At 57.7% G+C, this 12,972-nt stretch carries 9 protein-coding genes; 5 read left to right on the plus strand and 4 right to left on the minus strand.

The window, feature by feature from the left end:
* The first annotated feature begins 307 nt into the window (after window positions 1–307).
* Window positions 308–508, plus strand: coding sequence for a hypothetical protein (locus AAEZ06_RS06560; RefSeq protein ID WP_029297082.1), 201 nt, complete (start codon window positions 308–310; stop codon window positions 506–508).
* Window positions 509–879: 371 nt separating this feature from the next.
* Window positions 880–2,355, plus strand: coding sequence for an inorganic phosphate transporter (locus AAEZ06_RS06565; protein ID WP_149413060.1), 1,476 nt, complete (start codon window positions 880–882; stop codon window positions 2,353–2,355).
* Between the two features lie 161 nt (window positions 2,356–2,516).
* On the opposite strand, the gene ccoM is transcribed toward AAEZ06_RS06565, so the two are convergent.
* The 3 genes from ccoM to AAEZ06_RS06580 all read right to left on the minus strand — a co-directional run bounded on the left by ccoM (window position 2,517) and on the right by AAEZ06_RS06580 (window position 3,386).
* Window positions 2,517–2,633 carry a cytochrome c oxidase subunit CcoM gene (gene ccoM, locus AAEZ06_RS06570; RefSeq protein ID WP_306108728.1) on the minus strand — a complete coding sequence of 39 codons (117 nt, stop codon included), beginning with the start codon at window positions 2,631–2,633 and terminating at the stop codon, window positions 2,517–2,519.
* Between the two features lie 143 nt (window positions 2,634–2,776).
* Window positions 2,777–2,983 carry a hypothetical protein gene (locus AAEZ06_RS06575; protein WP_149413059.1) on the minus strand — a complete coding sequence of 69 codons (207 nt, stop codon included), beginning with the start codon at window positions 2,981–2,983 and terminating at the stop codon, window positions 2,777–2,779.
* Window positions 2,984–3,044: 61 nt separating this feature from the next.
* A complete protein-coding gene (locus AAEZ06_RS06580; protein ID WP_350613546.1) occupies window positions 3,045–3,386 on the minus strand; it encodes an aspartate-semialdehyde dehydrogenase in 342 nt (113 codons plus the stop codon).
* A gap of 216 nt (window positions 3,387–3,602) precedes the next feature.
* Between AAEZ06_RS06580 and rapA the strand changes: the two genes are divergently transcribed.
* On the plus strand, window positions 3,603–6,449 hold the full coding sequence (gene rapA, locus AAEZ06_RS06585) for an RNA polymerase-associated protein RapA (protein ID WP_149413057.1): 2,847 nt from the start codon (window positions 3,603–3,605) through the stop codon (window positions 6,447–6,449).
* A 65-nt stretch (window positions 6,450–6,514) separates the two neighbouring features.
* On the opposite strand, the gene AAEZ06_RS06590 is transcribed toward rapA, so the two are convergent.
* Window positions 6,515–7,861, minus strand: a complete 1,347-nt coding sequence (locus AAEZ06_RS06590) for a spinster family MFS transporter (protein WP_149413056.1) — start codon at window positions 7,859–7,861, stop codon at window positions 6,515–6,517.
* Window positions 7,862–8,150: 289 nt separating this feature from the next.
* Between AAEZ06_RS06590 and AAEZ06_RS06595 the strand changes: the two genes are divergently transcribed.
* On the plus strand, window positions 8,151–10,415 hold the full coding sequence (locus AAEZ06_RS06595) for a putative bifunctional diguanylate cyclase/phosphodiesterase (RefSeq protein WP_350613549.1): 2,265 nt from the start codon (window positions 8,151–8,153) through the stop codon (window positions 10,413–10,415).
* A gap of 206 nt (window positions 10,416–10,621) precedes the next feature.
* Window positions 10,622–12,799 carry a hypothetical protein gene (locus AAEZ06_RS06600; RefSeq protein WP_149413054.1) on the plus strand — a complete coding sequence of 726 codons (2,178 nt, stop codon included), beginning with the start codon at window positions 10,622–10,624 and terminating at the stop codon, window positions 12,797–12,799.
* Window positions 12,800–12,972: the final 173 nt, after the last annotated feature.

Below are 12,972 nucleotides of genomic sequence, written 5' to 3' on the forward strand. Positions count from 1 at the left end.
GGAGGTCGGCCAGCGTCAAGAACGATTTCAGATCTCACCGAGCCTCCCCTATGCTTTGCCTGTGCCTTGTCGCAAGTACCTGTCATCCATTTCAAATGCCTGCCAATTGCTTGTGACTTGAAAGAAAACTATTGCTACGGCAGCTGTTCTTCTCCGGTGCCGTGGCCGCATGCAATAAAGAAGTGGTTTATTGTGTATACCTTCAAAAACCGAGCAGTTTTATCGGTACCACTTGAAGGTAATGCGATGAACGTCTTCCACGCATCGCGCTTCACCGGAATTAAACTCAACTCAATTAGGTAACAATGTGACGAAAGACGAACTGCGCGCGGAACTTGAGCGCCAGGAGCAACGTTACAAGGATGTTTACGGCGGGGAAGTCACCACCTACGCCGCCCAGCCAGAACCTGAGCGCAAACCATGGCGCAAACGAGCAAGTCTGCTCGATCAGGCTTTTGCCCAGGAAATTCAAAAGATTGAAAAGGACCTCAAAGCCGAAGAGCCTTAAGCCGCTCGGGTTGAGTCGCCAAGGGTTGCCTGTGCCCTGCCAACGCACTGTTGGCAGGAGGCTCCCCGGTCCATGCCAGTGTATTTGACACCAATCACATACCTGCGCAAAGCCATCCTGGCGCCCCTTCTGCCTGCCTTACCGAAATTTCATACGATTGTTTCAGCCCCCCCGCCATCGTTGTCGCACCCCACCTCATCAGCCCTACGCTTTATAAATCAGTGACTTGCCATATCCCCGGAATGACTGGGATGCGCGCCCTTCCCACAAACTTTTTCGTTGAAGAATGTTACCGATGAGCAGCTAGTGCATCGATTACCAAGGTTTTCTGGCATAATCGCGCCCCCTTACGACCGGGTCAGAAAACCTTCATGATCGATTTATTCAGCGGACTGGATGCTTGGGTTCTTGTGAGCCTATTGCTCGCCCTGGCCTTTGTCCTCGCCTTCGAGTTCATCAATGGCTTTCATGACACCGCTAACGCGGTTGCCACAGTCATCTATACCAAAGCCATGCCGCCGCACCTGGCTGTGTTCTTTTCCGGGTTGTTCAACTTCCTCGGCGTGTTGCTCGGCGGGGTAGGCGTCGCCTATGCCATCGTGCACTTGCTGCCGGTGGAACTGCTGATCAATGTGAACACCGGCCATGGCCTGGCCATGGTGTTCTCCTTGTTGGCAGCGGCGATCACCTGGAACCTGGGTACCTGGTATTTCGGGATCCCTGCGTCCAGCTCCCACACTCTGATCGGTTCGATCCTCGGTGTCGGCCTGGCCAACGCCCTGATCAACGACATCCCACTGGCTGACGGGGTCAACTGGCAGAAGGCGATCGATATCGGCGCATCGCTGGTGGCCTCGCCCATAGCCGGCTTCCTGGTCGCAGCCCTTGTACTGATCATCCTGAAATGGTGGCGCCCGCTGTCCAAGATGCACAAGACGCCAGACCAGCGCCGCAAGATCGACGACAAGAAGCACCCGCCTTTCTGGAACCGCCTGGTGCTGGTAATTTCCGCCATGGCCGTGAGTTTCGTGCACGGCTCCAATGACGGTCAGAAGGGTATCGGCCTGATCATGCTGGTGCTGATTGGTATCGTGCCCGCGCAGTTCGTACTCGACCTGGGCAGCACCACCTACCAGATCGAGCGTACCCGCGACGCCACCCTGCACCTCAATCAGTTCTACCAGCGTAACCAGGAAACCCTCGGTGACTTCCTCGCCCTGGGCAAGAGCGTCAAAGACGACCTGCCTGGCAAGTTCCGTTGCAACCCACAGCAGACCGAACCAACCATCACCGCCCTTCTCGGCACATTGAAGGGTGTCTCTGACTACCATTCGCTGACCGCAGAGCACCGCATTGAGGTGCGTCGCTACCTGCTGTGCCTGGACGACACGGCGAAGAAAGTCGGCAAGCTGCCTGGCCTCAATCCCCGCGAGAAGTCCGATCTGGACAAACTGCGCAAAGACCTGACAGCCACCACCGAATACGCACCGTTCTGGGTGATCCTGGCAGTAGCCCTGGCCCTGGGCCTGGGCACCATGGTCGGCTGGAAACGTGTGGTGCTGACCATCGGTGAGAAGATCGGCAAGCAGGGCATGACCTATGCCCAAGGCATGTCGGCACAGATCACCACCGCGAGCATGATTGGCCTGGCCAACATCTTCAGCCTGCCGGTGTCCACCACTCACGTCCTGTCCTCGGGCGTAGCGGGCACCATGGTTGCCAACAAGAGCGGCCTGCAAAGCGGGACAGTGAAAACCATCCTGATGGCGTGGATACTGACCCTGCCTGCAACGGTGGGCTTGTCGGCCGGCCTGTTCTGGCTGGCGTCCAAGGCCCTCGGCAGCTGATAGTCGGCCGGTAATAAAAAAGGTGCGATCCGCAAGGTTCGCACCTTTTTTATGCCCGTGATCGACGCGACGCGGGGCCTGGGAATGATTATTTCAGGCGAAAAAAAAGGGCGACCGAAGTCGCCCAAAATGCCTTGCGTGCTCATGTAATCCAGAAAAACCTATGGTCTTTTACGCTTATTGGCGTCTTTCCAGATAAAAAATCCAAATCCTACGAAGAACAACACCATGAGGCCGACAGTCAGCACTCCGGCAAACACCACATTATCGAAAAACATGACTGGCCTCCTGCTCTTGCCCTGTTGCGATAGGGCTAAGTTAACCAAGAAGACGGGGGGATAAATTGACGAGGATCAATGTCGCCCGCAACGGGGCGTAAAGAAGGGAAATAACTGACCTACATCAATAGATGTAGGGCGCTTCAACGCTTTTTCGGTTTGTTTTTCTGCTTTTTCTTTGGTTTTGCCTTGCCCAGGAGCATCGGCATGGCCTGCTCGAAGGCCTGGCGCACTTCATTCAGGCGCTTGTCATTGAGGTCGTGGACACGTTTGGCCCGTTCGGCATTCAGGTCGATCAGCTTGTCGTCATCACTCATGGCTTGGCTTACGTGGTGGCTGGAAGGGTTCAATAATGCGTCCTGGCCCGCCTTGCGGCAAATACCGGCAAACAAAATATGTGTAGCTACGCGTTTAAACCTCGACATCCACCCACAACCCTTGCCGAGGCGCATCGTCGATCAGCGGCGCCACGGGCACGGTGTTATCGGCATTGAGTTCATCGCCAGGAATGGCCAAGTGCTGTTCGGGATTATCATCGGCCTCACGCCGGCGCTTTTGCTGTTCCTGCTGACGCCGCTGCTCTTCGCGCAGCAGCAGGGTCGACTGCTCCGCATCGCGTTTTTTCAGGTCGATAGTACTTTCGTTAGAGCCCGGCTGCACGGGTACTACCGGCGGAATATCGGGCTTTGGACGCACCGGATCGAGTTGCGATGTAACCGGCACAACACTCAAGGGCAAGATGGGTGGCAGCATAATTTTTGGTCTCCTGTCAGCAGACTGTCGGCTGCCGGGACGACGACTTGAATCTGGAGTCACCAGTGTGTGAACCAATCGTCATCTATCTGATAAACGCACCGCCCTTTTTCTTGCCGCTTGTAGCTTAAAGCGTGAAGCTGCTCCTATTCCTTTTGGTCTGGGAGCCTTGTTCCGTTAGAATAGTCGGCTTTTTCACGGTGGGAGTCAGGCAGCATGGCGCAGCAGTATCAACCGGGGCAACGCTGGATTAGTGACAGCGAAGCAGAGCTAGGGTTAGGCACCGTTCTGGCACAGGACGGTCGCTTGTTGACCGTGCTCTATCCGGCCACTGGCGAGACTCGCCAGTATGCGCTACGGAGTGCGCCCCTCACTCGCGTGAGGTTTTCGCCGGGTGACACCATCACCCATTTCGAAGACTGGAAAATGACCGTGCGCGAAGTCGACGACGTCGACGGCCTGCTGGTCTATCACGGCCTCAATGGGCAGAACGAAGTCGTTACCCTGCCAGAAACCCAACTGTCGAACTTTATCCAGTTTCGCCTGGCCAGCGACCGTCTGTTCGCCGGGCAGATCGACCCACTGGCCTGGTTCTCTCTGCGCTACAACACCCTGGAGCACACCAGTCGCCAGTTGCAATCCTCGCTCTGGGGCCTGGGCGGCGTGCGTGCGCAGCCGATTGCGCACCAACTGCACATTGCCCGCGAAGTGGCCGACCGTATCGCGCCGCGGGTTTTGCTGGCAGACGAAGTAGGTCTGGGCAAGACCATCGAAGCCGGCCTGGTGATCCATCGCCAGTTGCTGTCCGGTCGTGCCAATCGCGTGCTGATCCTGGTGCCGGAAAACCTGCAGCACCAGTGGCTGGTAGAAATGCGCCGCCGCTTCAACCTGCAAGTGGCGCTGTTCGACGAAGAACGCTTTATCGAAAGCGATGCCGCCAACCCGTTCGAAGACACCCAGCTCGCGCTGGTAGCCTTGGAATGGCTGGTAGATGACGAGAAAGCCCAGGACGCACTGTTCGCCGCCGGCTGGGACTTGCTGGTAGTCGACGAAGCCCACCACCTGGTCTGGCACGAAGAAAATGCCAGCCCTGAATACGTGCTGGTCGAACAACTCGCCGAAGTCATTCCTGGCGTACTGCTGCTCACCGCCACCCCGGAACAACTGGGTCAGGACAGTCACTTCGCCCGTCTGCGCCTGCTGGACCCAAACCGTTTCCACGACCTGCACGCTTTTCGCGCAGAGAGCGAAAATTATCGCCCTGTAGCCGAAGCCGTCCAGGAGCTGCTGGACAAGGGCCGTCTCTCGCCAACCGCGCACAAGACCATCCAGAACTTCCTCGGCAACGAAGGCGAAGCCCTGCTGACCGCCGTCAACGATGGCGATACCGAAGCCAGTGCCCGCCTGGTCCGCGAACTGCTGGACCGCCACGGCACCGGCCGCGTGCTGTTTCGCAACACTCGCGCTGCCGTGCAGGGTTTCCCGGAGCGCAAGCTGCATGCCTACCCGCTGCCATGCCCGGACGAATACCTCGAGCTGCCATTGAGCGAACATGCCGAGCTGTACCCGGAAGTCAGCTTCCAGGCCCTGCCGGACGTAGAGGAAGAACAACGCTGGTGGCGCTTCGACCCTCGGGTCGAGTGGCTGATCGACCAGTTGAAAATGCTCAAGCGCACCAAGGTCCTGGTGATCTGCGCCCACGCCGAAACCGCCATGGACCTGGAAGACGCCCTGCGCGTGCGCTCCGGCATCCCGGCCACGGTGTTCCACGAGGGCATGAACATCCTCGAGCGGGATCGTGCTGCTGCCTACTTTGCTGATGAAGAGTTCGGTGCCCAGGTGCTGATCTGTTCGGAAATCGGCAGTGAGGGCCGCAACTTCCAGTTCTCCCACCACCTGGTGCTCTTCGACCTGCCGTCCCACCCCGACCTGCTGGAACAGCGGATCGGCCGTCTGGACCGGATCGGCCAGAAGCATGTAATCGAGCTGCATGTCCCGTACCTGGAAACCAGCCCCCAACAGCGGCTGTTCCAGTGGTATCACGAAGCGCTAAACGCCTTCCTCAACACCTGCCCGACCGGCAACGCCTTGCAGCATCAGTTTGGCCCGCGCCTGCTGCCGCTGCTGGAAAACGCCGATGACGACGAGTGGCAAGGGCTGATCGACGAAGCCCGCACCGAGCGCGTGCGCCTGGAAGCTGAGCTGCACACCGGTCGCGACCGTTTGCTGGAGCTGAACTCCGGTGGCGCCGGCGAAGGTGATGCGCTGGTGGAAGACATCCTGGAACAGGACGACCAGTTCGCCCTGCCGATCTACATGGAAACCCTGTTCGACGCTTTCGGTATCGACAGCGAAGACCATTCGGAAAACGCGCTGATCCTCAAGCCCAGCGAAAAAATGCTCGACGCCAGCTTCCCCCTGGGCGACGACGAAGGCGTGACCATCACCTACGACCGCAACCAGGCGCTGTCGCGCGAAGACATGCAGTTCATCACCTGGGAACACCCGATGGTCCAGGGCGGCATGGACTTGGTACTGTCCGGTTCCATGGGCAATACCGCCGTGGCGATGATCAAGAACAAGGCCCTCAAGCCGGGCACCGTGCTGCTGGAACTGCTCTACGTCAGCGAAGTGGTTGCCCCGCGTTCGCTGCAACTGGGCCGCTACCTGCCACCGGCGGCGCTGCGCTGCCTGCTGGATGCCAACGGCAATGACCTGTCAGGCCGGGTGTCATTCGAGACCTTAAACGATCAGCTGGAAAGCGTGCCACGGGCCAGCGCCAACAAGTTCGTACAGGCCCAGCGCGATCAACTGACGCCACGGATCAATGCCGGTGAAGAGAAGATCGCCCCGCGTCACGCCGAGCGCGTAGCCGAGGCCCAGCGCCGTCTGGCCGCCGACACCGACGAAGAGCTGGCACGCCTGAGCGCCCTGCAAGCGGTCAACCCGACCGTACGCGACAGCGAACTGATTGCCCTGCGTCAGCAACGTGAGCAAGGCCTGGCCATGCTCGACAAGGCGGCGCTGCGACTGGAAGCGATTCGGGTGTTGGTAGCGGGTTGATTACCACCCTGCCCTGCTGAACAAAAAGGCCCGCGCAATGCGGGCCTTCTTTTAATCTGAGCTCATCAAGCCGTGACCGCCGGGCTCGCAACCTCCACCACTCCCAACCCATCCCTCATTCGCTGGGCATCCTTCACAAAACACCGCGATGCCTGAAAAAGAAACACCATAGTCAAAAATAGCGCGACCGGAATCAGGTACATGGCGTCGTGCAGGCCCACAGCTTTAAAGGCTTCGCTCATTTGCTCAGCACCCGCCGCGTACATCGCCGTATGGGCAAAGTGATCGGACAGACCACCCACCACCACCGGCCCCATGCCACCACCCAACAAATACAACCCGGCAAAAAACAGCGCCATGGCCGTGGCCCGCAGGCGCGGTTCCACCACGTCCTGAATCGCGGTGTAGACGCATGTGTAGAAGTTATAGGCAAACAGCCAGCCAACGCTGAACACAGCAACGAACACGCCAATCTCGATACGCCCCGCGTGCAGAGCCCACGCCGTACACACCGTCGAAATAATCAGGCTGAAGGCGGCGAACAACAGCCGCCCATTGGGGATACGTTGGTGAATCTTGTCGGCCACCCAACCACCCAGTGTCAGACCAAACAACCCGGTCACGCCGACAATCACCCCAGTGGCGACAGCCGCTTCCTGCAATGGCATCAGAAAGTAGCGCTGCAACATCGGCACCAGGAACGAGTTGCACGCGTAGGTGGCGAAGTTGAAGCACAGCCCGGCCAGTACCAGCCAGAGAAAGGTCGGTATCGCCAGCACCCGACGGATCGGCCGATCGACCTTTTCCTGGGAGACTTGCACGGCTTCCGCAGCGCCTCGCTTGGGTTCCTTGATGTAGAACATGAACACCGCGAGGATCAGCCCCGGCACGGCGGCAATAAAGAACGGCGCGCGCCAGCTGTCGAAAGCCTTGACCATCGCGCCGATGGTAAAGAACGCCAGCAACAGGCCCAACGGCAGGCCCAGCATGAAAATGCCCATGGCCCTCGCCCGGCGGTGCGGCGGAAACAAGTCGCCAATCAGCGAGTTGGCAGCCGGAGCGTAGCTGGCTTCACCAATGCCGATACCCATGCGCACCAGCAGGAAGGTCCAGAAACTGCCAACCATGCCATTGACCGCCGTTAGCCCGCTCCAGGCCGCCAGGCCCCAGCCCATCAGCTTGCTGCGCGAACCGGTGTCGGCCATGCGTCCCAGCGGCAGGCCCGCAATGGCGTAGACGATGGTGAACGCAGTACCGATGATGCCGAGTTGGAAGTCACTGAGGTGCCATTCCATGCGAATCGGTTCGATGATAATCGCCGGGATGGTGCGATCGAAGAAATTGAACAGGTTCGCCAGGAACAGCAGGAACAGAATGCGCCAGGCATTCGCCGCTTGGGTCGAGTTCTGCATGGGTCCGTCTCTTTATTGTTATATGAGCTGCGATGCCAGACGCATCCTGAGCCCGGAACCTGCAATCTAGTCAGCCTCGCCGGGATTGTCTGTAATGATTCGTAAGTCTGATATCACTCCATGGGGCTACCGTCCCGAGCGCCTCACGTCATCCCATTCATTTGGTTCTAGTTGCTTATAAACTCATCGCAAAAAGATCAGTATCATTTTGCCATTACGCCTTGCAACCCTCCCACTCTCTCTATACTCAAGTTCATTGTCAGGCAACGACTCTGTGACGGGACATGCTATGGAATGGCTTGGTTTGCATTTTTTTACCGACCTTCCAGAGAACGGGCGTTTATTACTCAATTGCAGTCATAACCCCTTTCTGGTGCTACTGGCTTACCTGGTCGCCTGCGCGGCGAGCTTCGGCACCCTGGACATGGCCGAACGCGTCGGCCACGTCGACAATCCCCTGTCCCAGCGACGCTGGCGTTGGGTTGGTGCCAGCTGCCTGGCGGGGGGAATCTGGTCGACCCACTTCATCAGCATGCTGGCCTTCCAGGCACCGATCACCATTCATTACGAATTGATCATGACCTTTGCCTCGTTGCTGATCGCAATGATCGCCTCGTTGTTCGCCATGCAAACCCTCAGTCATGCGCAACTGCATTTTCGCCAGTACCTGCGGGCGTCCGTGTGGATGGGGCTGGGCATTGCCTTGATGCATTACGTCGGCATATCGGCGATGCGCTCTGACGCACAGGTGTACTTTCAGTCTGGACTGTTTGTGTTATCAGTGATGGTCGCCATCAGCACCAGCCTCGCAGCATTGTTGTTGTCCCATTACCTGCGTAACAGCAGCGGGAGGTTTCACCAACTGCTTAAATATGGCGCCAGCCTGGTGCTCGGGGTGGGCATTATCAGCATGCATTTCACGGCCATGGCCGCCATGCAGTTGCTGGTACCCACGGGCGTTACACCGTCGCTGCCCATCGACAATAACCCGATGCAGTTGGGCCTGTCGGTCGCCGTCATCACACTGCTGGTGGTGGGCAGCAGCATCAGCGCCGCTCTGGCGGACAAGAAACTGGAACAGAAGGAACGCGACCTGCGCCGAGTCAATGCATTGCTCAGCGAACTGGACCAGGCACGGGTGTCCCTGCAGAAAGTAGCCCATTACGACGCCTTGACCAGCCTGCTCAACCGCCGTGGTTTCAACCAGATTTTCGCAGAGAAACTGGCGGAAAAAACCATGGACGAAGGCATGTTGGCGGTGATTTTCCTGGATATAGATCACTTCAAGCGCATCAACGACAGCCTCGGCCATGACGCCGGCGATCAATTGCTTACCGTGCTGGCCAGCCATATCAAAAGCTCGGTGCGCAGCCACAACGATGTGGTCGCCCGTTTCGGCGGTGACGAATTCTGCATCCTCATCAGCATTCACCATCGCGACGAAGCACGGCATATGGCCCAGCGCATCATGCAGAAAATGAAAGAGCCCATCGAGCTGGCCGGGCGGCGCATGGTCATGACCACCAGTATTGGCATCAGCATCTTCCCCGACGACGGCGCAACCAGCGAGGAGCTGCTGAAAACCGCCGACCTGGCGCTTTACCAATCCAAGGACGCAGGCCGTAACAGCCTGAACTTCTTCAGTTCCAACCTGAAAACCCGGGCCTTTCTTGAACTGCAACTGGAAGAAGAGTTGCGCAACGCCCTGCGTAACAGCAACGAACTGGCGCTGTATTACCAGCCCATTCTTGACCTGAAAAAAGGCCAGGTCACTCGGCTCGAAGCCCTGGTGCGCTGGCAACATCCGCAACATGGCCTGCTGCCTCCCGAGCGGTTTATCAGCATTGCCGAAAACAACGGGCTGATTGCCGAACTGGACAACTGGGTGTTGCGCCAGGCCTGTGCCGACTTGAGCTTGCTGTCTGAAAAGGGCTACCCCTACTTGACGATGGCGGTGAACTGTTCAGCACTGAACGTGGCCCGTGAAGAGCTGGCGGATGAAATCGAAAGTGCCCTGCGCAGCAGCGGCATTGCCGCCAATCGCCTTGAGCTGGAAGTGACCGAGAATGCGCTGATGGGCAACATCAGCAGCACCCTGGTGCTCCTGCGGCAAATCCGCGCGCTGGGGGTCTCGCTGTCCATCGACGACTTCGGCACCGGCTATTCATCCCTCGCCTACCTGAAACGCTTGCCCCTCAATACCTTGAAAATCGATCGTTCGTTTATTCAGGACATCCCAAAATCCAATGCGGACGTGGAAATCGTCCAGGCGATCATAGGCATGGCCCACACTCTGCATCTGCAAGTGATCACCGAAGGGGTCGAAACCCTGCAACAGTTGGAAGTATTGACCCAGCACGGCTGTGATTTCGTTCAGGGCTACCTGCTCAGCGCGGCAGTGCCGGCCAGTGAAATAGCCGCAGTGATCGCCGGTCTTGATCAACGCAACCTGCTCAACTCACTGAGTCTGATGGGCGGAAAAGAAGCCTCGGTACCGAAGGCTCCTGCTTCGGGATGTGCAGGGCCGCCCTCGGTTGTGAGGCCGATCCGCTGATATCCGCCATTTGGCAAATCGCCATCATTTGATTAAAGAAGTCCGACCAACGGCCGATCCATGAGAGTCCGGCGCGAGTTCCCCCTAGAGAATCTAAGGTTAAACCCTATCGCTCCGGCCCGTGACGCGCGGTAAAGTCGCGAACTCTCACTCAGTGATGGCTCTTTGATATTTGTCAGCCATCCGTCCAGGCATAATGGCGCACAATGACTTCTAAAAATAATCCTGCCACCGCGGTATCCGACGTGTCGCTGACAGCTCCTGCGGAAAAAACCTCAGGTCCAAAGTCATTGAGCAGTTCACGTGCGCTGGCCACTCAGCAATACCTGTATTTCACCGAAACCAACACCGACCGTATCCTCGACAACCTCGATGGACTGCGGGACATGGTGTTCCCGCGCCCTCCCCATCTGGAAGGTGACAGTGAGCTGCGCGGTGAGCAGGAGTTTCCTTCGGTCTGCCTGATCGGCCTGGGTCGTTGCGGTTCGAACATTGCACTGGACGTCGCGGAACTGGTGTACAACGCCCGCAAGTTTTACTTGAACGAGTTCAGCACTGAAGACAAGTCAGTGAATAAGGGCTATAGCCCGGCCCAGTGGCTTCGCAACAACTTGCGCCTGGGTTCCGGCAAAGCCAGTAAACCGGTATTCCTGGTAGAGCCGTTGGTGATGCTCGGCGACCTGGACAAAGATATCGCCGGGCGTATTCGCTTCTCACGCAAGGGTGAGAAAAGCGGCTTTTTGCGCGACTACAGTAAGATGAAAATCATGGACCTTTCGGAAGTCCATGCCGGTGGCGCCGGCAACGCGCCGATCCTCGGCCAGTACCTGGCCAAGATCATCCTCAATAAGGATACCCAGCGTTTTTCCAGCCCCGACTGGAAAATGATCCACTCGTACCTGATCGACTCCTGCGGCATCAAGGCCAACCAGTCGCGCCTGTACTTTTCGATCTTCAGCGCCGGCGGCGGTACCGGTTCGGGCATGGCCTCGGAATTCGGCCTGGCCCAGCAACACTCGTACATGAACAAGACGTTCGACACCAAGCCTGCCGACGAGCATGACAGCAAGAGCGGCCACGCTTTCGTCTTCGAACCGATCTTCACCAGCGGCATTTGCGTACTGCCGAACATCTCCGATCACCGCAGTGAGATGTCCGAGGCACTGCACATCAACGCCGGTCGGCTGCTGTGTAAATACCTGTCTGAAGAATGGGACTTTTCCTACAACTTCGACAACGAAGACAGCAGCGAAGCCAGCGTCAAGGGGCGCATTCGGCCGTGGAACGCGATGATGCTGATCTCCAACGACATCATGCGTTACGCCGAAGAAAGCGACGATGGCAACATCCAGAACATTGATGTCAATGCCATGGAAAAACACGCCAACCAGTACATATCACAGCAGATTTTCAATATCCTGACCGCCCAGGCGGTGACCACCGACTACGACCAGAACTACTTCCGTCGGGCCGGTATCGACATCGGCGAAACCATTCGCCTGGATGCCAACGACCTGTTTATGAGCCTGGCCGGCCCCGTGGCCATTGCGTACGCCGAATCAGTGGTACCGGAAACCCCGACGCCTTCGAGCGACAAGTTCAAGGTGTTCGAAAAAGAGCCTCAGCGCCTGAACATCGACGACCTGTTCTTCCGCTCCATCGACCTGCCGCACTTCAACAAGGTCACCCAGGCCATCGAAGGCATCAGCCTGCTGCCCATCGAGTCCAAGCGCTATAAGGCGTCCCTTGAGCAGTACAAGAACTCCGGCTATGACGCGGCGGCCCTGCACGACCTGCACTTCTTCAAGAACTGCTCGTCGGTGGTCTCGATCGTCTCGTTGCCCAAGGACTACAAGCTGTCCTATATGGACCTGAATCGGCTCAAGACCCATCTCAACAGCCTGTTTCCCAACACCACCCTCAAGCGCTATGCGCTGGTGATCGGCGCGTCGGCCAACCTCTCGCTGACCACCCTGATCGCCAAGAGCCCGTGCCTGTCGGACGACTTCCTGACGCTGATCGTGGCCTTTATCAAACGCTGCTTTGCGCGTAATCCGTATCGCTTCGACGACACGCTCGACAACTCGATCCTCGACTTCATCATCCACGAGGACTTCGACGAGGACCGTATCGACGAATTGCTCAACGAATTCGAAAACCCGGCGAAAATCCTCGATACCAACTGGTACGCGATCAAGCCGATGTATGAGAAGAAGTACCGCGAGCTGATCAACGACAAGGACAAGTTTGTCTCGATCAACGACATTCGTCTGTCGCGGGACTGCGTGAAGAAGGCCATCAAGTACTTGCGTGAGATTTACCGTCACCGGATTGGTAAGACCAAGGTTATTTCCTTGAATAACCATACGGGGAAGACGGCCTAAACCACGCCGCACTCATCGCAGGCAAGCCAGCCCCCATATTTGACCGTGTTGTAATGACGAACTCCGATCAAATATGGGGGCTGGCTTGCCTGCTATAGCGGTCTTTCAATTTTCAAATATCTACCGCCCTTGCCACACCCAGAAACAATTCCCCCGGCATTCCGCCACCGATA

It is taken from the genome of Pseudomonas sp. HY7a-MNA-CIBAN-0227 (genome assembly GCF_040310325.1).
In the GTDB taxonomy this organism is placed as follows: Bacteria; Pseudomonadota; Gammaproteobacteria; order Pseudomonadales; family Pseudomonadaceae; genus Aquipseudomonas.